This is a genomic window from Aequorivita aurantiaca, assembly GCF_030410135.1.
Classification (GTDB): domain Bacteria; phylum Bacteroidota; class Bacteroidia; order Flavobacteriales; family Flavobacteriaceae; genus Aequorivita; species Aequorivita aurantiaca.
In genome coordinates, this window is record NZ_JAUGQQ010000007.1 from 89,768 (window position 1) to 110,088 (window position 20,321).

Annotated in this window: 14 protein-coding genes and 2 pseudogenes; 7 read left to right on the top strand and 9 right to left on the bottom strand. The window is 41.8% G+C overall.

Going from position 1 to position 20,321, the window contains the following annotated elements:
• Positions 1-83: 83 nt before the first annotated feature.
• The 3 genes from mnmA (at position 84) to QRD02_RS11360 (ending at position 3,936) form a co-directional block, all read left to right on the top strand.
• Entirely contained in the window at positions 84-1,274 is a 1,191-nt protein-coding gene (gene mnmA / locus QRD02_RS11350) for a tRNA 2-thiouridine(34) synthase MnmA (RefSeq protein WP_290255073.1), read from the top strand.
• 98 nt (positions 1,275-1,372) lie between these two features.
• Positions 1,373-2,995 (top strand): S8 family peptidase, encoded by a 1,623-nt coding sequence (locus tag QRD02_RS11355; protein WP_290255074.1) that lies wholly within the window; start codon positions 1,373-1,375, stop codon positions 2,993-2,995.
• Positions 2,995-3,936 carry an NAD(P)H-dependent flavin oxidoreductase gene (locus QRD02_RS11360; RefSeq protein ID WP_290255075.1) on the top strand — a complete coding sequence of 314 codons (942 nt, stop codon included), beginning with the start codon at positions 2,995-2,997 and terminating at the stop codon, positions 3,934-3,936. Before QRD02_RS11355 ends, QRD02_RS11360 begins: the two co-directional genes overlap by 1 nt.
• A 76-nt stretch (positions 3,937-4,012) precedes the next feature.
• Here QRD02_RS11360 and QRD02_RS14485 read toward each other — a convergent pair whose 3' ends face one another.
• The 5 genes and pseudogenes from QRD02_RS14485 to lysA form a co-directional block, all read right to left on the bottom strand.
• Positions 4,013-6,961, bottom strand: coding sequence for an HYR domain-containing protein (locus QRD02_RS14485; protein WP_435373038.1), 2,949 nt, complete (start codon positions 6,959-6,961; stop codon positions 4,013-4,015).
• A 270-nt stretch (positions 6,962-7,231) separates the two neighbouring features.
• Positions 7,232-8,332, bottom strand: a pseudogene (locus QRD02_RS14490) (M36 family metallopeptidase); the annotation flags it as partial.
• Positions 8,333-8,860: 528 nt separating this feature from the next.
• A pseudogene (locus QRD02_RS14495) lies at positions 8,861-9,157 on the bottom strand (hypothetical protein); the annotation flags it as partial.
• A 154-nt stretch (positions 9,158-9,311) separates the two neighbouring features.
• Positions 9,312-9,503, bottom strand: coding sequence for a cold-shock protein (locus QRD02_RS11370; RefSeq protein ID WP_014780844.1), 192 nt, complete (start codon positions 9,501-9,503; stop codon positions 9,312-9,314).
• Positions 9,504-9,662: 159 nt separating this feature from the next.
• Positions 9,663-10,868: a diaminopimelate decarboxylase gene (lysA, locus tag QRD02_RS11375; protein ID WP_290255077.1), complete on the bottom strand. Its 1,206-nt coding sequence runs from the start codon at positions 10,866-10,868 to the stop codon at positions 9,663-9,665.
• Between the two features lie 217 nt (positions 10,869-11,085).
• Between lysA and sucC the strand changes: the two genes are divergently transcribed.
• Positions 11,086-12,276, top strand: coding sequence for an ADP-forming succinate--CoA ligase subunit beta (gene sucC / locus QRD02_RS11380; RefSeq protein WP_290255078.1), 1,191 nt, complete (start codon positions 11,086-11,088; stop codon positions 12,274-12,276).
• A 65-nt stretch (positions 12,277-12,341) separates the two neighbouring features.
• Complete coding sequence (locus QRD02_RS11385; protein ID WP_290255079.1) at positions 12,342-12,737, top strand: hypothetical protein; 396 nt, start codon at positions 12,342-12,344, stop codon at positions 12,735-12,737.
• Here QRD02_RS11385 and QRD02_RS11390 read toward each other — a convergent pair.
• The gene (locus QRD02_RS11390) at positions 12,734-14,023 is read right to left on the bottom strand and encodes a DUF2254 domain-containing protein (protein ID WP_290255080.1); all 1,290 of its coding nucleotides are present in this window, start codon (positions 14,021-14,023) and stop codon (positions 12,734-12,736) included. The two genes, QRD02_RS11385 and QRD02_RS11390, sit on opposite strands and share 4 nt — an antisense overlap.
• A gap of 174 nt (positions 14,024-14,197) precedes the next feature.
• On the opposite strand from QRD02_RS11390, the gene QRD02_RS11395 reads away from it, so the two are divergent.
• Positions 14,198-14,629 carry an Hsp20/alpha crystallin family protein gene (locus tag QRD02_RS11395; RefSeq protein ID WP_290255081.1) on the top strand — a complete coding sequence of 144 codons (432 nt, stop codon included), beginning with the start codon at positions 14,198-14,200 and terminating at the stop codon, positions 14,627-14,629.
• A gap of 73 nt (positions 14,630-14,702) precedes the next feature.
• Here the strand turns inward: QRD02_RS11395 and rluF are convergent, their stop codons facing one another.
• Positions 14,703-15,557, bottom strand: coding sequence for a 23S rRNA pseudouridine(2604) synthase RluF (gene rluF / locus QRD02_RS11400; RefSeq protein WP_290255082.1), 855 nt, complete (start codon positions 15,555-15,557; stop codon positions 14,703-14,705).
• A 116-nt stretch (positions 15,558-15,673) separates the two neighbouring features.
• Here rluF and QRD02_RS11405 point away from each other — a divergent pair, with 116 nt between their 5' ends.
• Positions 15,674-17,203 carry a GH3 family acyl-acid amido synthetase gene (locus QRD02_RS11405; protein WP_290255083.1) on the top strand — a complete coding sequence of 510 codons (1,530 nt, stop codon included), beginning with the start codon at positions 15,674-15,676 and terminating at the stop codon, positions 17,201-17,203.
• A gap of 128 nt (positions 17,204-17,331) precedes the next feature.
• Here QRD02_RS11405 and QRD02_RS11410 read toward each other — a convergent pair whose 3' ends face one another.
• Together QRD02_RS11410 and uvrB are read right to left on the bottom strand one after the other, a co-directional pair.
• On the bottom strand, positions 17,332-17,934 hold the full coding sequence (locus QRD02_RS11410; protein WP_290255084.1) for a hypothetical protein: 603 nt from the start codon (positions 17,932-17,934) through the stop codon (positions 17,332-17,334).
• A 163-nt stretch (positions 17,935-18,097) separates the two neighbouring features.
• Positions 18,098-20,095, bottom strand: a complete 1,998-nt coding sequence (gene uvrB / locus QRD02_RS11415) for an excinuclease ABC subunit UvrB (RefSeq protein WP_290255085.1) — start codon at positions 20,093-20,095, stop codon at positions 18,098-18,100.
• Between the last annotated feature and the right edge of the window lie 226 nt (positions 20,096-20,321).

The window sequence follows — 20,321 nt, forward strand, 5'->3', positions numbered from 1 at the left end:
CCAAACTTGTAGATTGATTCCTGAAATTTGGCATTTGGTTTTTGCCCTTTCTAACCCCTATCTTTGCACTTTCTTACAATATTATGAAAAAACGAGTAGTTGTCGGACTTAGCGGAGGAGTGGATTCCAGCGTTGCAGCCTATCTTTTACAAAAACAGGGCTATGATGTGGTTGGACTATTTATGAAAAACTGGCATGATGATTCCGTAACTATTTCTGATGAATGTCCGTGGTTGGAAGATAGCAATGATGCAATGCTTGTAGCCGAAAAACTCGGCATTCCCTTTCAAACAGTAGATTTAAGCGAAGAATATAAGGCGCGAATTGTGGATTATATGTTCCGCGAATATCAAATGGGCCGCACACCAAACCCCGATGTTCTCTGCAACAGAGAAATAAAATTTGATGTTTTTATGAAAATTGCCCTAAACTTGGGTGCCGATTTTGTGGCAACGGGGCACTATTGCAGAAAAGGAACAATTGAGAGGAATGGCAAGCAAATTTATCAATTGCTCGCGGGCAAGGATCCAAACAAGGACCAATCTTATTTTCTGTGCCAACTTTCGCAGGAACAGCTTTCGAAAACCCTTTTTCCTATAGGCGAAATGTTGAAATCTGAAGTTAGGCAAATAGCTTCAGAACAGAATCTAATCACGGCCGAAAAACGCGATTCCCAGGGTTTATGCTTTATCGGAAAAGTGCGGCTGCCGGAGTTTCTTCAACAGAAATTGGCACCCAAAACCGGTGCAATTGTTGAAGTTCCGACAAGTTTCCCGCAATATAAATTGCAGGCCCCAAATTTCATTTCCGAAGAAGATGAACTCAGATATCTTTCTACAAAATATGAATATTCACAAACCGATGGTAAACAAGTGGGCACTCACCACGGCGCGCATTATTACACAAAAGGCCAACGCAAAGGCCTGGCTGTGGGCGGAACAAAGGAACCACTTTTTGTGATTGACACTAATGTGGATGAAAACATAATTTACACCGGCCAAGGCAAGGACCATCCCGGTCTTTACCGCCGCGGTCTTTTCGTAAAAAAAGAAGAGATACATTGGATTCGTGAAGATTTAACGCTGGACGAAGACGGAAAAATGGAGGTAAATGCACGAATTAGATATAGGCAGCCATTAGAAAAAGCAACATTGCACCGCACATTTTCCGGACTTTATGTTATATTTGACAACCCACAATCCGCCATTACCGAAGGCCAGTTCGTTGCTTGGTATAAGGGTGCTGAATTATTTGGAAGTGGGGTAATCTCTTAAAATTAGAATAATTGATGAAATGTCCATCACTTTTTTTAGACCAATGAGATTGAAAATGGCTTTCAAGTTTCCATTAAAAACTAAATATTTAACTACAGATGAAAAAATTACTATTACTTCTTGTTTTTGTATCAACCTTTAGCTACGCGCAAACCGAAGATGCACTCGTGTTTTTGGAAGCAAAAGACCCCGCAGTTGTTTCGGCGGCCTTGGCAGCTCCCATTACCATTTTGACCCAAGCTGCAATCGACAGAAAAAATACCCAGGGAATTGCAATTGATGACCGCGACGTACCATTGAATGAAATCCAAAAAGCTGCCATTGAAGCCGCCACTGGAATTACGGTGCTGGCCAAATCAAAATGGTTGAACGCTGTTTACGTTCGCGGAACTGAAAATAACATAAACAACTTGTTGAACCTACCTTTCGTAACAGACATTGAGTTTGCTGACAAAAGCCTTAACAGACCCACAGCAGGAAGACAATTTACCAAAGATAAATTTGAAATTGAAAATCAACCCCGCCCCGTTTATAATTATGGGAGTGCCACAAACCAGACGCAAATGATCAATGTGGACTACCTTCACGAAAATGATTACATAGGCCAAGATATTGTTGTTGCCTTTATGGATAATGGTTATCCCGGAGTGTTGACTAATCCTGCTTATGCAACTCTAAGAAATGAGGGCAGACTTTTAGGATATTATGATTTTGTGGATAGGTCTGAAAATCCCAATGGCACCGGAAATCACGGTTCAGCAACCTTCAGTGATGCCGCAGGGTTTTTGAACGGACAATTTGTTGGGACGGCACCGGGCGCATCCTATTATCTATATATCACGGAAGATGGGAACAGCGAATCCCCAGCCGAGGAAGCGTATTGGGTGGAAGCTTTGGAACGCGCCGATAGTTTGGGAGTATACGTTACCAACACCTCATTAGGCTACCAAGCTTTTGACAATCCAGGCTTTGACCATAGTTATGCTGATTTGGACGGACTAACAACCATTGCCGCCCGAGGGGCAAACGCAGGTTTTGATAAAGGTATGATCAACGTTACCTCTGCCGGAAACCAAGGAAATGATTTTGGAAAAGTGGCGACCCCGGCTGATGCTCCGGGTTCTTTTACCATTGGAGCTGTAGATGCTAATGAAAATTATGTAAATTTTAGCTCTCGCGGTCCAAATGCTTCCGGAGTAATTAAACCGGACGTGATGGCCAAAGGTTTGGATGCAGCCATTGTGAGCCAGAACGGGAACGTTACTACCGCAAGTGGCACCTCTTTCAGTTCACCAATAACAGCTGGTGCCGTAGCTTCCCTTTGGAGCGCGGTTCCCACATTGAAAAATGATGTTGTTATGCAAGCCATTCGCGAATCTGCGGATAGATATAACAGCCCAACAGATCAATATGGATATGGAATTCCCGACTTCGGAACCGCATTAAATTCGCTTTTAACCATAGGTGTTGAAGAACAATTGCTTGATTCCCATTTTGCGCTATATCCGAATCCTGTTACCACCGAGATAAATATTTCTTTTCCTAAAAATGCTGAAAACGCAGAATTTATGCTCTTCAACATTTTAGGTGAAAGACTTCTACAAAAAAACATTTCTGCAATGAAAAATCGTATTGATGTGTCAGGACTTGCCTCTGGAATGTACATTGCTTCAATTACTTCAAACAATAAAACCACCAGTTATAAAATTATTAAAGAATAGTGAAAAACCGGATTACCGAACTTTTTAATATTCAATACCCAATAATTCAGGCTGGAATGATATGGAACAGCGGATGGCGACTTGCCTCCGCTGTTTCCAATTCTGGGGGTTTGGGACTTTTGGGGGCAGGCTCTATGTATCCTGAAATTCTTCGCGAGCATATTTTAAAGTGTAAAAACGCAACAGATAAACCTTTCGGTGTAAATGTGCCGATGCTTTATCCCGAAATTGACAAATTAATAAATATCACTATTGAAGAAGGGGTTAAAATTGTTTTCACCTCGGCCGGAAATCCAAAAACCTATACTTCCCTGCTTAAGGAAAACGGAATAACTGTTGTTCATGTGGTTAGCAGTGTGAAATTTGCCCTCAAGGCGCAAGAGGCTGGGGTTGATGCCGTAGTTGCGGAAGGTTTTGAAGCCGGTGGCCATAACGGTCGGGAAGAAACCACTACTTTCACGCTGATTCCCATGGTAAAAGAGCAACTCGACATTCCTTTAATTGCCGCTGGCGGAATTGCTACCGGTCGCGGGATGTTGGCCGCTATGGTTTTGGGCGCAGACGGCGTGCAGGTTGGCAGTCGTTTTGTTGCTTCAAATGAATCCTCCTCACACCACGCTTTTAAGCAAATGGTAGTGGAAGCGAAGGAAGGTGACACACATCTAACTTTGAAGGAACTTGCTCCGGTAAGAATGCTCAAAAATAAATTTTTTGAAAGCGTTGTGCAGCTATATTCCACCAATCCATCAAAGGACGATTTAATAAAACATTTGGGTCGCGCCCGTGCAAAACGTGGCATGTTTGAAGGTGATTTGGAAGAAGGAGAGTTGGAAATTGGTCAAATTGCAGGGTTGATAAACGATATTAAACCCGCCGCTGAAATAGTAAAGGATTTGGTGGAAGAATTTGAAAATGCCAAAAAAGAAGCAGTAAAATTTTAAATTAAGCCAAGGATTATTGGCCATAAAAAAACCCTTCCATTTACGGAAGGGTTTTCTGTTTTAACAAAAAAAGAAACTACTCTTTAATCAGTCTTTTGGTTATTTCTCCATTTTCACTTTGGATAATAACCAAATAGGTTGCCGCAGCCATTTCAAAAATATTTATCGCTTTTTCCATTCCCATATTTCTTAAATCTACCGATTTCACCATTCTACCTCGAATATCGAAAATAGTAAGATTTTCAAGAGAAATGTTTGCGGGATTCCCGATTATAATGCTGTGTTTGGCAGGGTTGGGATACAATTGAATGCTTCCGATATTGGCATTGTGATTTCCCGCACCCAAAATTGACATAACCGTAAGTTCAAAAGTACAGGTAGAAACATTCCCATATTCATCTTCTGCATTTAGGGTAATCGTATGAACACCATCAGGCAGGGCGGTTCCAGCGGCTGGAGTTTGTGCAGTAAGTGTAACAGGATCGGTACAATTATCAATGGCTGTTGCTTCACCGTTTGCAAAATAATCCGGCACAATGTAGAACAAGTTGCCAGCTCCGGGATCAACAGTTTGGTCGGCAGGACAAGTAAGTTCTGGTGCTAAAAGATCTACAGTGGTTACTACAGCATTACAAGTAGAGAGATTGCCATTATTATCTTGACTGAAAACTTGAACCGTTACGGGTGTTCCAATGTCAGCGCAAGTGAATTCAGTAATATCTACGGCAATTGTAAATATTCCGCAGGCATCTTCATTAGAAATTATTACATCACTCGGATCAAGGGTTGCGGTTCCGTCTGTACCAATTTCAATTGTGAAATCTTGGCAAACAAGCATGGGAGAGGTGTTATCTTCCACCGTTACTATTGCGGTACAAGTACTAACATTTCCATTTACATCTGTTATGGTTAGCACTACGGTATTATCACCTATGTTTGAACAATCAAAAGTATTAATATCCAGGCTATAGGTATCTATTCCACAGGCATCGGTGCTTCCACCGTCAACTTCTGCTCCTGTAATGGTTACAGTACCAGTTACCGGATCCAATTCAACTGTAATATTTTGGCACACTGCTACTGGAGCCGTAATATCCACCACAGTAACAATTGCTGTACAGGTGTTTGAATTTCCGTGTATATCGGTAACCGTAAGCACTACAGGATTGTCACCCACATCGCTACAGCCAAATGTGGTCGGACTTACTGAAACGCTGGCAATGCCACAATTATCAGTTGAACCTCCGTCCACATCCGCAGCGGTAATTGAAGCATTTCCTGAAGCATCCAATTGAATGGTGATGTTTTGGCAAATCATGGTTGGCGCCTCATTATCTTCAACCGTTATGGTGAAGCTACATACCGCTGTATTTCCGCTTCCGTCAGTTGCGGTAAATTCTACGTTGTTCACTCCTACCGGAAAAGCTGTTCCACTTGGCAGACCTCCTGTTTGTATGGCATTCGCATTACAATTATCCAATACAAATGGCATGGGAAAAGTTACCACCGCACTACATATTCCCGCATCGGTATTAACAATTATGTCCGCAGGGCAAGCTATTGTTGGCGGAAGGTCGTCTTCTACAGTAACCACAGCCACGCAAGAGCTTGTATTTCCGTTCACATCAGTTACCGTCAAGGTAATGTTGTTTGGACCGATTTCTGCACAGGTGAAATCTGACATGTCAATTACCACAGTATCAATTCCACAGGCGTCTGTACTACCTCCATCAATATCAGCAGCAGTAATAGAAACGTTTCCAGTTGCATCCAATTGTACGGTGATGTCTTGGCAAACGGCCGTCGGAGCTATGTTATCTTCCACTGTTACTATTGCTGTACATGTGCTGAAATTTCCATTAGCATCGGTTACCGTAAGTAATACGTTATTGGTCCCCACATTAGCGCAAGTGAAATTGCTGTTGTCAATGGTTATTGTATCAATTGAACAATTATCCGTACTTCCGCCATCAATATCGTCTGCCGCTATTGTAGCAATACCATTGACATCTAATTGTACGGTAATATTTTGGCACACAGCCGCCGGAACTTCTAAATCATTAATGATCACATCAAACGAACATGTTTGAACGGGGTTTATACCATCGCTATATTCAAAAGTATTTGTGGTTGTACCCACGGGAAAGATACTTCCGCTCGTCAAGCCTGCTGTTTGGGTGATACTCCCGCTTCCACCGCCACATCCCGAAGGCATATCTACTGTATAAATTACGATGGCCCCACAGATTCCCACATCGTTGTTTTGGGTAATATCTCCCGGACAAACAAATGGACCACCGCCACCACCGCCAATAACATTGACCGTCGCTAAACATGTGGAAGTTGCACCGTTATCATTGGTAACCTCAACCGGAACGGTGATAATGCCAATATCTGCACAGGTAAAATTAACTGTTGCCGCCAAAGGATTTCCCGCAAGTACTGTATAACTACCGCAGGGAACGGTGACACTATACAACAAATCCTCGGCACTTACAGTTGCGTTTCCAGTTCCATCAAGAGTAACATTAAGAATTGGGGAAGAAAGCTCATAATCAAAATCAATTCCCCAGCTATTGATTGTTCCAGTATCGGTAGAGACATTGTCAGAAACAATAAGCTCCCAAATTCCCAAGGTACTTTCGCCATCAAATATTGATAGTGGATTGTTGGGAGTGAACGAGCCATTTATAGTAGGTACGGAAGGGGCACATTCATTTTCCACGGCTGAAACCGCCTCATCATCCAGAGAAGCAACAATATTGTCTCCGCCACAACCAAATCCAGTTGTGGTCCGACCCGGTCTGTCGACAATTATCGCCGTTGTACCCGCAGGAGATTTTATAGTTACGATTACATCACCCACAAAGGTGTGGGATATATTTAAATTTACATCCAAATCGGTAATGGAAAAATTATCCGTAACATTCATCGTGACAGTTACTCCTGCAGGATTATTATCAGGGATAGCTGTTCCAGGATTACTTGATTGTGAACCCGTCATTGGTATATTTCCAGATCCCATACATACAATATCTGGTGGGTCGTTGGTGACGTTTATGGTATCGGTTAAAGTTGTTGGCAAACCAGTACAGGCATCATTAACCGTATAGGAAATTATAACATTCCCAGGCCCGCCAACACTTGGGTCAAAAGTAAAAGTTGTGCCATTGCCATCATCAGTTACTCCTGGTCCGCCGTAAACCCCGCCTATAGGACTTCCACCGAAAAGGCCGGTCTGTATTCCATCTGAAAGGCATACTTCGTCAATAACATCCAAGCTTGAGAATAAGGGAGGTAAATCAAATGCTTCAGTACCGTCTGATCTGCTTCCGGAGCTTCCCTGTATAGCGCTAAAACCTAGACCGCGTCTGGCAAAGGCTTCCCAAATAGCACATTGATAAGCACCTCCAAATAAGGCTTGATCAGCAGCCAGGATTGCGTTTCTTCCATCTACAAATCCGGGACTGCAGGGCTGAAGTTTCATCCCTTCGGTTACAAGGGCCAGTGAAATATTATTTCCTCCCGTACCGTTATAAATATCGCTGTTGAAGGGAACTATACTCATAATTTCCCACGTCATTTCCCATAACATTGTAGCCCATACTTCTCCAACACCGTGGGGGACTGCAGCAGTTTTGATATCATCATAAGTATGTGGATTTATTGCAAAAAGTGTACTATATGGATAAACCCTTATACCTGGACCTCCGGGACCTTCACCTAATAACCAAGTGCCGACTCCTCTTGAATCTGGACCACTATCTCCTGAATCCATAGTTAGCATCAGTCCGTAGAAATCACTCCAGCCCTCTCCCATTTGTTCGGCATTTTGCAAACAAGAGGCGGCCGCTGGACCTCCGGTTAATCGGTTGGAAATGCCGTGGCCATATTCGTGCAGAATTACCATATTGTCCAAGTCGCCGTCCCGGGTATTGCACACGTACATCTGCATTCGTGGTCGGGATCCATCTGGCGGGGTTCCAAAATTCGCATTACAGGTTCCAGATCCGTCTTGGGCTTCTGCATTCACCGGATCATTGCCAGCACCGCCGTTTCCATAATTGTTCTGTTGAAAGTTTCCGCTCGCTTCATCAAACCCATATAAATAGGTAACATCATGAATTATATTAGTCCAGTAAAAAAGATTGGTAATCGCAGCGTTTTCAGATTGATCGCCCACACTGTAAGTCGTGTTCAATGGAAAATCAAAAATTAAGTTTCCTCCGGGGCTTGGCGCATATTTTCCATCCGGATTGTTGTTTGCATTATCATCATCATACGCATCCGTATTGTTCCCACGTGTGTTCGTGTATTCAGCTCCATCAATTCCATTAATATCGTGCCATCCAAAAGGAGATGCGGTTAAGTTTTCTGGATTTGAAACTAACGTACGCACACCATAATTGGGATTTTCAATTGGCATTGCAAAAACGCGATAGCTGGCAGGTGGTGGTGGTGCAACATCGGTCGTTAATGCCGAATTTACTTCAATTGGAGCCTCCATAGGCCCAACAAATGGAGTTGCCGCTAATGGCGCATGCTCATGTTTATCGTGTTCCCCCAATATATTGCAGGAAACAGTCCAATTGTCCTTATCAATAATTTTTCCTGAAGTCGCGTCCACTCGAAAATTCCACCAGTTTGATGAATTTTTTTCGGCAATGGAAAGTTCCCAAACCAGCTGTGTTCCAATTCCTTTTCTATAATAATACATTAGCTTTACCGGAATATGTTCCGAAGAAATTTCCGCTCCATTGAAAACGGAAGCCTTATTTTTTCCGCCAATATTTTGTATTTCCTGTAGATTTCTAATTCGGTAACCCATTTGGCCAGCTACTGATATTATGGCCTCCTTTGCAGAAATACCTTGGGAACTATTTTTAATCGTTGCTCTAACATCATTTAGAAATTTGTTGTGCGAAGCCAACACGTTTTCACTTTTATCAAAATGGACACTGGATTCAGTTCCAAAAACCTCCAACCCATCAATGGCCTGCCTCATATATACGTGGCGAATTCCACTGGGTTTGCTTACATGTTTTTGGGTAATTACATAAGTATTCGATTTTTGTTTTAGGAGAGTTGCCAGGGAAATTGAAGAAGGTGCGGCGGCGAGTTTTTGTTGGCTCTCCTTTTCCTTTTCAGGATTTTTTTCTTGTGCCATAAAATGGATGGTTACCATAAACAGCAGGAACATGAGTAGGGTTGATTTTTTCATTGTGAAAATGGTTTTAGTTAGTTTAGATAAATGTATGATAAAATCGTAATAATCAGCGATTTGTCATCATTTTTTTCAAAACCCTTCACAAAAAATATGGCGCAAAAAAAAAGCCCCCGTCTCCGGAAGCTTTGTCTTAAAAAAATTGTGAGTATTAAAGTACTTTTACGTTAACCGCGTTCAATCCTTTTTTTCCTTCTTGAAGATCAAATTCTACTTCGTCACCTTCGCGAACTTCGTCGATTAGGCCTGTAACGTGTACAAAATGTTCTTTGTTGGTTCCTTCTTCAGTTATAAAACCAAATCCTTTGGTGTCGTTGAAGAATTTTACTGTTCCTTTGTTCATTGTATTAAATTAAAAATTTATAATAAGAGGCAAAGATAAAATTATTATTGACAAATACACTTTTTAAGATTATTTATTTTAAAAACCTAAAACATTACGCTTTTTGAAACAAATTAACATTTTTTCCTTCGTTCTATAGATTAGCGATTGCCCAAACTATTATAATTCTAGGATAATCTGGTTTTTTAGAATATCCTCGAACGTTTCACGCTTCCGAATTAAATGGGCCTTTCCCTTATACCATAACACTTCTGCAGGTCTGTATCTTGAATTATAGTTGCTGGACATTGTAAAACAATAGGCTCCAGCATTGTGGAAGGAAAGAATATCCTCTTCGTGTACTTCGGGAATTCGGCGGTTGTTGGCAAACGTATCTGTTTCGCATATATAGCCAGTTACCGTATAGAATCGATCCCTTCCGTGCGGGCGCGAAATATTCTTAATTTCGTGCTGTGACCCATAAAGCATGGGTCGGATTAGGTGGTTAAAGCCACTGTCCACCTGTGCAAAAACGGTAGAAGTTGTTTGTTTAATTACATTTACCTTCACCAAAAACTGACCCGCCTCGCTGACCAAAAATTTGCCTGGCTCAAAGGCTAGGGTTAATTTCTTTCCATATTTTTTACAGAAATCATTGAAGCGCTTGCTCAATTTTTTGCCCAATTCCTCTACATTGGTTTCAACATCGCCTTCTTTGTACGGCACTTTAAAACCACTTCCGAAATCAATAAATTCAAGATTATCAAAATTTTCCGCAGCATTGAAAAGTATTTCCGAAGCATACAGAAAAACGTCGATATCCAGAATATCACTTCCGGTATGCATGTGGATTCCGTTTATGTTCATACCCGTATTTTCGACAATCCTTTTTAGCAAAGGCATTTGGTGTATTGAAATTCCAAACTTACTATCAATATGCCCCACAGATATATTCGTATTTCCGCCAGCCATTACGTGCGGATTAATACGTATGCAAACGGGCGTTTCAGGATGCTTGGTTCCAAACTGTTCCAAAATGGAAAGATTGTCAATATTGATCTGAACCCCAAGTTTGGCAGCCCTTTCTATTTCCTCTAAGGAAATTCCGTTCGGTGTGTAGATAATATCCTGGGGCTTGGCGCCCGCTTCCAGACCCAGCATTACTTCCTGTATTGAAACTGTGTCCAAACCACTGCCCATATTAATGAGCAACTTTAGCACCGAAATATTTGAAAGTGCTTTAACCGCATAATTTATCCTTAAACTGTCAACCTTATCAAAAGCACCAGTCAATCGTTTATATTGCTTTTCAATTTTAGCGGCATCATAAACATAAACAGGGCTTCCGAATTCTTGGGCTATCGCCAAAAGGTCTTGATTTTTCATCGTCTTAAGAATAAATTTTTAAAAATTAAGGCGCAAAAATAAGCATGTAGCGCCAATTACTTCACTAATAATTACTTAATTTTAAATTTTCGGGAATTTCGAAAAACCTTCCAAAGCAATGCTATAAAAAACATTAGTGCATTCCTGCAACATTTGTTATTTTTGCTTACCATAAACAAGCCTACCCGCCAAATCGGGAGGGTACAAAACCGCAACTATGAATTTACACGAATATCAGGGAAAAGAGATTTTAAATAGTTTTGGCGTTGAAATACAGCGCGGAATCGTGGCCACAACCCCAAAAGAAGCAGTGGAAGCCGCTAAAAAACTTACCGAAGAAACCGGTACCGGCTGGCACGTAATTAAAGCACAAGTTCACGCAGGAGGCCGCGGAAAAGGTGGCGGTGTAAAGCTTGCAAAAAATATAAAGGAAGTTGAGGACATTTCCTCAAATATTATAGGAATGGACCTTGTTACGCCACAGACTTCTGCCGAGGGCAAGAGAGTTCATCAGGTTTTGGTTGCTGAAGATGTATATTATCCTGGCGATAGCGAGCCTGAGGAGTATTATATTAGCGTACTCCTAAACCGTTCAACCGGAAGAAACATGATTATGTATTCCACCGAAGGAGGGATGGACATTGAAACCGTTGCCGAGGAAACCCCACATTTAATTTTCACTGAAGAAATTGATCCCGCCGTGGGCCTTTTGGGCTTTCAGGCGAGAAGGGTTGCGTTTAATCTTGGCTTAAGCGGAAAGGCCTTTAAGGAAATGACCAAATTTATTACCGCACTTTATAAGGCTTACAATGAATCTGATGCTTCCCTTTTCGAGATAAATCCTGTTTTAAAAACCAGCGACGATAAAATTATAGCTGTTGATGCTAAAGTAAGTATTGACGACAATTCCCTTTTCCGCCATAGCAACTATGAGCAAATGCGTGACAAACGCGAAGAAAATCCCGTAGAGGTTGAAGCAAAGGAAAAAGGTCTTAATTATGTGGACTTAGACGGCAACGTTGGCTGTATGGTAAACGGGGCCGGGCTGGCAATGGCAACAATGGACCTTATTAAACAAGCTGGCGGGGAGCCTGCAAATTTCCTTGACGTAGGTGGAACAGCAGATGCAGAGCGTGTAGAGGCAGCTTTTAAATTGATTTTGAAAGATCCAAGTGTAAAGGCAATCCTGATCAATATTTTTGGAGGTATCGTTCGGTGCGATCGTGTAGCTCAAGGGGTTATTGATGCTTACAAAAACATGGGTACTATTCATGTGCCTATCATTGTTCGATTGCAAGGAACTAACGCCGATATTGCCAAAAAATTAATTGACGACAGTGGTTTGGACGTGCAAAGTGCCATAGAATTCCAAGAAGCCGCAGACAAGGTAAAGGCAGTTCTTTCGTAAAATTTTTTAATATATGCCAAGGCCCTTGGTGAATGTCAAGGGCCTTTTTTATTTAAAAGAATGTTATGGGAAAAAATCCTAAAACGTTATTAAGTGATTTAATTAGTATGGTAATGGCCGATGGAAAAATTAAAAATTCCGAGATAGCCTTCATAAAAAAATTGGCCAGCCGGACCAACATTTCTGAAAGGGAACTTGTTGATTTGTTCGAAAACCCACAAACCTCTCGTCCTGTCTTTAGTGAGGTGGAACGAATCACGCATTTCTATAAATTGATTTTGATGATGAAAATAGACAATGAAACCCATCATTCTGAAATAGTGGCGTTGAAGAATTTTGGTCTGAAAATGGGAATTCGCCCCGTAGTTGCAGATCAAATTATGCTGAAAATGGATGCTTCCGAAGAAAAATTGGTTTCTGCCGAAGAACTTCTGAATATTTTTAAAATTTATTACAATTAACCGGCTAAGCCCTTAATTGCCTCAATATCCTTTTGGGATTCAAATGAATTTTTAGCTTGTTCCAAAAGTGTTCTTATTTCGTCCTTGATTATTCCGTGGTAATAAGCTTCAGCTGCGGGCTGTTTTTGAAGATAATTTAGCATCCATAACAATTTCTGAACAATCACCGGGTCGTTTTTGCAATAGGTGCGTAAGGACGCCATCACGTTATACATCAACTCCTCGAAACCTACAACGGCAATTTTAAAATAGATTTCCTTTTCACCAGAGCGTGAATTGGTTGACTTAATAATTCCATTGTCCAATTTTTGCATCCGCACTGCAAACAGATCAGTCAAATAATCGATGGCATTTATAGCCGTGCCTGGGTCATTTATTCCTGGCGACATTGCCTTTACGGCTATTTCAGTAATTTGTTTGAAAGCAAGAATATAATTATCCTCCACTAATTCGCCGCGCGAAAAACTAATATTGTCCACAATAGCATTTAGGATTCTTTCATCAAGTTCCTTTTCCGATTTGATAAAAACCGCATTTCTTAAAACAAATAGCCCTTTCGGAATAGTAATATAAATTCTAGTATTTACCTTTTCGCATATTTCAATAATATTATTTATGGAAATATTCTGGAAATAACCACTACGCCCGGCCTTATATTCATACCAGTTATCAGTCGTTGGAAATGACAGCTGCTTATTTTGTTCAGATTCGATCAAACGATTCAATCTCTTATGGGCATGGTCAAAAATGCCGTCCAAAATGTTGTTAATCTGTATACTTTGGGAAATGTTATGGATGAAATATATAAATGCCACCAAACAAAGAATAGTGAAAAAAGTTCCCAATAGTACCGATAGCCCTGGTAGCGTGTATTTTTCTTCACTGGGTTCAATTGAAAAAATCGTGAAAATGTTATAAAAAATGGTAGCCAAAAAAATACCCAATATAAACTGGTGGCGCTTATCACTAATCAATCCGGGAAGCAGTCGCGGCGAATAGTTGCTGGAAGCTTGGCTTAAAAGGAGCATTACCATGGAAAAACTAAAAACCATCAATGAAATTAAACCGGTTAAGCAAGCACTTAAAACGGTAAGGGCCGTGTCGCCATCTTCCACCATCAGTATTGGGAATACGTCCATTATATTTCGGGAGATGCCCTGTTGTTCCAAATAAATCATTAAAAGTGAAAACAGAAATCCCGACAAAGCGAGTAGCGTCGGGTAGAATGCAATTTTACTTTCAATGCTATGGAAGAAGTCGATAATTCGATTGAATATTTTGGACATAAGAAACCGTTCAATGTTTAATTTAAAAGTACACAATCCATTGAGAACTGATGTTGTTACGACAAAATGTCCGAGAAAAAGGAATTAAAAAGGTCATTCTGTCGTGAAATTTGCTTTGGAATTGTTGTTGCCATTAAGTAGGAAAATAATAGAAAAATATAACAATATTTAGATATGAAAACAGTTAATAGAAACAACATTTGGTTGCCGTCACTATTGGACAATCTCTTTTTGGACAGCAGATTGGATGGGCTTAAGAATTATGAAACATTTAGCATTCCAGCGGTAAATATCTTTGAAAATTTGCCGAATTTTGTAGTCGAGTTGGCAGTTCCGGGACTAAAGAAAGAAGACTTTGCCATTGAAGTTGAGGAAGATACTTTAAAGATCTCTTCAAAAAAGGTGGAAGAAAAGAAAGAGGAAAATAACGATTCCCGAATCAGAAGAAGGGAATTCAATTACGCAACTTTCGAACGCTCTTTTAAACTTCCGGAAAACATTAAAGCTGAAGATATTCAGGCCAATTACGAAAATGGAGTCCTACGGGTTACCCTTCCGAAAATGGAAGAAAAGAAAGCATTGAAGAAAATGGTTGAGATTTCATAATTGAAATTTAATTTGGTTAGTTAGTTGAAAATGACCGCGTGCTACTCAATCGGTACGCGGTTTTTTCATGGGGTTAACCCGGCCCTCTCCTTCGTCTTCCGGCAGTTTTATTTTGCTCCCGCTTTGCATTTCGCTCCTCTTGCCTCTTCTTTTCGGGCTTTATTGGTTCCACAGCTTTTTGTCGGCCATCTTTTTGATAAACCTGAGGCAGCCCGTCACTGTCCTTTACCGAATCCCGTAGCGTTTTCAATTCAATCGCAGTAAGATCGCGCCATTCGCCCACTGGCAAATCCCCCAATTTCAAATTCATTAAGCGTATTCGTTGCAAGGCCACCACTTCATAACCCAAATATTCGCACATTCGCCGAATTTGCCTATTTAATCCCTGCACTAAAATTATTCTAAATTCAAATCTGCTAATCCTCTCAACCTTACAACGCTTGGTTACCGTATCCAAAATAGGGATTCCCGAGCCCATTCTTTTTATAAATTCATCCGTAACGTGCCGGTCCACTTTTACAATGTATTCCTTTTCGTGCTTATTGCCCGCACGTAGAATTTTATTTACAATATCGCCCTCGTTCGTCAACAATAGCAAACCCTCACTCGGTTTATCCAATCTTCCCACGGGAAAAATGCGCTCGGGGTGGTTTATAAAATCAATTACGTTGTCATCAAAACGGGTATCGGTAGTACAGGTGATGCCCACGGGTTTGTTCAGCATTATGAAGACTTCGTTTGTATTTTCAGAAATTAGCTTCCCATCCACGCGCACCTCATCCCCCGGCATCACCCTATCGCCCAGCCCGCTTTTTTCGCCATTAATCGTTACACAACCTTTTTCAATTAAAGTGTCCGCCTCGCGGCGCGAACAGTAACCGCTGTCACTGATGGCTTTGTTCAATCGTACGGAATCTGGATGGTGCATTTTTGATTTTTTTTGTAAAGATACAGTTACGATTACGAATTCAAAAAGGTTAAAATTGATTTAAACATTCCTCGGGTGAAATCCAAAAATTGTAGTTTCAACCAAACAAAAAAATAATGGCACTTTTAGGTTCAATCATCAAAACGGCAATCGATCTTCGCGGCGCATTAGTTTCAGAAAAATCGCCCGTTGAAGCGCAACAGGAAGTATTAAAAAATTTATTGGAAAAGGCAAAAAATACAGCTTTCGGAAAGTATTACGGCTTTGCGAAAATCCTTGAAGCTGATGATATTGAAAAAGCTTTTTCAGAAAAGATCCCTTATTTCGACTATCACGAAATGGAAGCCGAATGGTGGGGCAAAACACAGGAAGGGTTGGATGATATTTGCTGGCCGGGCAAGCCGACCTATTTTGCCCGAAGCAGCGGCACCACGGGAAAAACTTCAAAAAGAATTCCTGTGACCGATGAAATGATTGAGGCAATCCGCGCCACCGGCATCAAGCAAATTGGGGCACTTACTAATTTTGACATTCCCTCCGATTTTTATGACAAGGAAATAATGATGCTTGGCAGCAGCACAAATCTGGAGAAACACGATGAATTTTTGGAAGGTGAAATAAGCGGTATCAGCGCCAGCAATATTCCTTTTTGGTTTCGAGGGTTTTACAAACCGGGCGAGGAGATTGCGCTGATGGAAGATTGGGACGAAAAAGTGGAAACCATCGCAAAGCGCGCAAGGGAGTGGGACATCGGCGCACTAAGCGGAATTCCGTCGTGGGTGGAATTAATGCTGAAAAAAGTGATTGAATATCACCATGCGAAAAACATACATGAAATTTGGCCCAACCTTCAAGTGTATACCACAGGTGGCGTGGCTTTTCAGCCGTATGAGAAAAGTTTTAACCAATTGCTCGCCCGCCCCATTACAGTAATTGACACTTATTTGGCTTCGGAAGGTTTTCTGGCTTATCAGCAACGGCCTGATACCACATCGATGAAATTAGTTACCGATAATGGAATCTATTTTGAATTCGTTCCCTTTAAGCCTGAATATATTAACGAGGATGGGTCACTCTCGCAGGATGCGCCTGCCGTCACACTTGCAGAGGTGGAAAAAGACACAGATTATGTTTTATTAATCAGCACCGTTTCGGGCGCGTGGCGTTATTTAATTGGCGATACCATTGCCTTCACCGATATTGAAAAAGCCGAAATAAAAATTACTGGACGCACCAAATTCTTTTTAAACGTAGTAGGTTCCCAGCTTTCCGTAAATAAAATGGAAGTCGCTTTGCGGGAAATGGAAGAGAAATTCGATATTAAAATTCCTGAATTTACTATTGCTGCAATACAGATTAATGGCGAATATTTTCACCATTGGTATTTGGGAACGGAAACCAATATCAATCCCGAGGAAATAGCAACAGCATTGGACGAAGCCCTTAAAGGTGCAAACCGAAATTATGACCGCACCCGCTCCAAATTGCTAAAGGGCGTAAAAGTAACAACCGTAAATCCCAATGTTTTTCATGAGTGGAGTGCCCATAACAAAAAGAAAGGTGGGCAGGTTAAAATGGAAAAGGTAATGAATGAGGAAAAATTTGCGGAATGGGAGGATTTTGTGAAAAAACAGGTTGGCCAGTAATATCAAATTTTAAATCCTGTCTTTCTGGGACTGTCGAGGGGCCAAATTATTATCAAAACTGGACACCTTGAGTGAAAACGCAGGGTTCATTCCATAATAAAAAATACCTAATGCCTAATGCCGATGCCTCAATCCTCTTGTTCAACAATTTCCGGCTCCTCCTCTACTTTATTCTCATTGATGAGTTCCATAACTTCTTCCGGGGAAATGTATAATCTGCGGATGCGCTCTTTGTATTTCTCTGAAAGATTGGCATTTTCCAGAATAAAGTTTTTCGTCATCAGAATATAATCGCCCATTCCGTGTTGTATGGCATAAGCGTCTGCCGCGCGTTCCACTTCCTTAATATGGAGGGGCGAAAACAAATATTTTAATCCGAAAATAAGCATCCCCATATTGGTTCGGTTGCGGTAGTCCATAATGTGGCCGAGTTCGTGGCCAATCCACCCCACTTTTACGTCCGAAGGAATATCATCCATCGTGAATTCCTCCCCTTCAATCTGAATTTTTCGGCTTATTAAAATAACATATTCCCGATTTTCCTTCGCCTTAAAAAAGCTGGTAAACCGAGGCTGCGCCTGCATTGTGGATTTTTTAATGTTGTTCTTAAATTTGAAGTCAATAGCGGTATCATACAATTCCGGGAAAAAGGTAAGTGCTTCAATCACTTCCTTTTTAATGCTTTGGGGGATAACCTTATTGTCTAAATTGATTGTTTGCGCTGTTAGCATAGAACAGGCAAAATACAAAATAGGGAATGTAAGGTGCGTTAAAGGCATTGTAAAGTTATGGGTGGACAGTTATGAGTTATGAGTTATGAGTTAGGAGTTATGAGTTAGGAGTTAGGAGTTAGGAGTTAGGAGTTAGGAGTTAATTGCTAATTGTCAATTAAAATTAAACCTCCTCCAGCTGTTTCTGAAATGTTTTAATCTTATCCCGTAACTTGGCCGCCATCATAAAGTCCAAATCCTTTGCGGCTTTTTCCATGGCTTTGCGTGTGTCTCTTATTTTCTTTTCTATTTGTGGTTTTGTCAAATATTCGGTTTCGGCTTCTGCGGCTAGGGTTTCGGCATTTTCAAAGGTGTAGGCAGCTTGCTTTGATTTTGTCAAGGAATTCTCAAATGATTTTTTGATTTGCGTTGGCGTTATGCCGTGCTCCTCGTTATACGCAATCTGTTTTTGGCGTCTGTATTCGGTGCCGTCTATGGTGGCCTGCATGCTGTTGGTTATTTTATCCGCATACATGATTGCTTTTCCGTTCAAGTTTCGTGCCGCGCGGCCTACGGTTTGTGTTAGCGAACGGTTGCTCCTTAAAAATCCTTCCTTATCGGCATCCAGAATTGCTACCAAGGAAACTTCCGGCAAATCCAGCCCCTCTCGCAATAGGTTCACTCCTACCAACACATCAAACAGGCCCAATCGCAAATCCTGCATAATCTCCACCCGCTCCAGCGTATCCACATCACTGTGTATGTAGCGGGTCCTGATTTGTACCCGGGTTAAATATTTTGTCAATTCCTCCGCCATTCTTTTGGTTAAGGTGGTTACCAAAACACGTTCGTCTTTTTCCACCCGAAGTTGAATTTCCTCCAGCAAATCATCAATCTGGTTTAGGCTTGGGCGTACCTCTATCGGTGGGTCCAGCAATCCTGTTGGGCGGATGATCTGTTCCACATACACGCCGCCGCTTTTTTCCAATTCATAATCGGCGGGGGTGGCGCTTACGTAAATGACCTGGTTTTGAAGTGCCTCAAATTCCTCAAACTTTAGCGGACGGTTGTCCATCGCGGCGGGCAGTCTAAACCCGTATTCCACCAAGTTTTCCTTTCGGGAGCGGTCGCCGCCGTACATGGCGCCCACTTGGGGAATGGTTACGTGGCTTTCATCTACCACCATTAAATAATCCTTCGGAAAATAATCGAGCAGACAGAACGGCCGGGTGCCGGGCAGTCGCTGGTCCAAATAGCGGGAATAGTTTTCTATCCCACTGCAATAGCCCAGTTCGCGAATCATTTCCAAATCAAAATTGGTGCGCTCGTCCAGACGCTTTGCTTCTATGTGTTTTCCTATTTCGCCGAAATATTCCACCTGCTTCACCAAATCATCCTGAATTTGCCGAATGGCACCCTGCAAGACATCGGGCGAGGTTACAAACATATTCGCAGGATAGATATTCAGGCGTTCGTACTTCGCCTTTATGTTGTTGTTCAGCGGGTCGAAGACTTCAATCTCCTCAATTTCATCGCCGAAAAAATGGATTCTAAAAGCATCATCCGCATAGCCGGGAAAAACATCCACCGTATCGCCCTTTATGCGGAACCGACCGTGGTTGAATTCCGCCTCGGTGCGGCTGTAGAGGCTTTGCACCAAACGGTGCAGCAATTTTGTGCGGGAGATGGTCTGCCCTTTTTCCAAAGTGATTACGTTTTTCTGGAATTCCGCGGGGTTCCCGATACCGTACAGGCAGGAAACGGAGGAAACCACCAGCACATCCCGCCTGCCCGAAAGTAGGGACGAGGTGGTGCTAAGCCGCATTTTTTCTATCTCCTCGTTTATGGAAAGGTCCTTTTCAATATAGGTGCCGCTGCTGGGTATAAAGGCCTCGGGCTGGTAATAATCGTAATAGGAAACGAAATACTCCACCGCGTTTTCGGGGAAAAGGTTTTTAAACTCCGTGTACAGCTGGGCGGCGAGGGTTTTGTTGTGCGCCAGCACCAGCGTGGGCTTTTGCACTTGTTGCACCACATTTGCCACGGTAAAGGTTTTTCCGGAACCGGTAACGCCCAACAGGGTCTGGTATTTTTCATCCTCGTTTAGGCCGTTTACCAAGGCTTTTATCGCCTCGGGCTGGTCGCCGGAGGGGGTGTATTCTGTAGCTAATTTAAAATTCATGGGTTCTTTTTCAATGCCCTACAAAGGTAACGAAAATAGAAATGGGTATTTGGTAATGAGTAGTTGGTATTGAGTGGGGAGAGGTTTTTATTTTAGTGATTGCACGAGCGGGACGCTCGCGGTAGCGGGGGGAGAATTTTCGGCAGAAAATTCCGCCGCAATGAACTATAGCCGGTGTTACCTACAGTTTTTTTCTTTCGTTCCAGGTTAAACTTTTTAAATTTCG

Coding starts and splice junctions, on each gene's coding strand:
- uvrB (WP_290255085.1), bottom strand. CDS start 20,095: ATGAATTTTAAATTAGCTACAGAATACACCCCCTCCGGCGACCAGCCC.
- QRD02_RS11390 (WP_290255080.1), bottom strand. CDS start 14,023: ATGTCCAAAATATTCAATCGAATTATCGACTTCTTCCATAGCATTGAA.
- rluF (WP_290255082.1), bottom strand. CDS start 15,557: ATGCACCATCCAGATTCCGTACGATTGAACAAAGCCATCAGTGACAGC.
- QRD02_RS11385 (WP_290255079.1), top strand. CDS start 12,342: ATGGGAAAAAATCCTAAAACGTTATTAAGTGATTTAATTAGTATGGTA.
- QRD02_RS11410 (WP_290255084.1), bottom strand. CDS start 17,934: ATGCTAACAGCGCAAACAATCAATTTAGACAATAAGGTTATCCCCCAA.
- sucC (WP_290255078.1), top strand. CDS start 11,086: ATGAATTTACACGAATATCAGGGAAAAGAGATTTTAAATAGTTTTGGC.
- lysA (WP_290255077.1), bottom strand. CDS start 10,868: ATGAAAAATCAAGACCTTTTGGCGATAGCCCAAGAATTCGGAAGCCCT.
- QRD02_RS11355 (WP_290255074.1), top strand. CDS start 1,373: ATGAAAAAATTACTATTACTTCTTGTTTTTGTATCAACCTTTAGCTAC.
- QRD02_RS11395 (WP_290255081.1), top strand. CDS start 14,198: ATGAAAACAGTTAATAGAAACAACATTTGGTTGCCGTCACTATTGGAC.
- QRD02_RS11370 (WP_014780844.1), bottom strand. CDS start 9,503: ATGAACAAAGGAACAGTAAAATTCTTCAACGACACCAAAGGATTTGGT.
- QRD02_RS14485 (WP_435373038.1), bottom strand. CDS start 6,961: ATGGGATCTGGAAATATACCAATGACGGGTTCACAATCAAGTAATCCT.
- mnmA (WP_290255073.1), top strand. CDS start 84: ATGAAAAAACGAGTAGTTGTCGGACTTAGCGGAGGAGTGGATTCCAGC.
- QRD02_RS11405 (WP_290255083.1), top strand. CDS start 15,674: ATGGCACTTTTAGGTTCAATCATCAAAACGGCAATCGATCTTCGCGGC.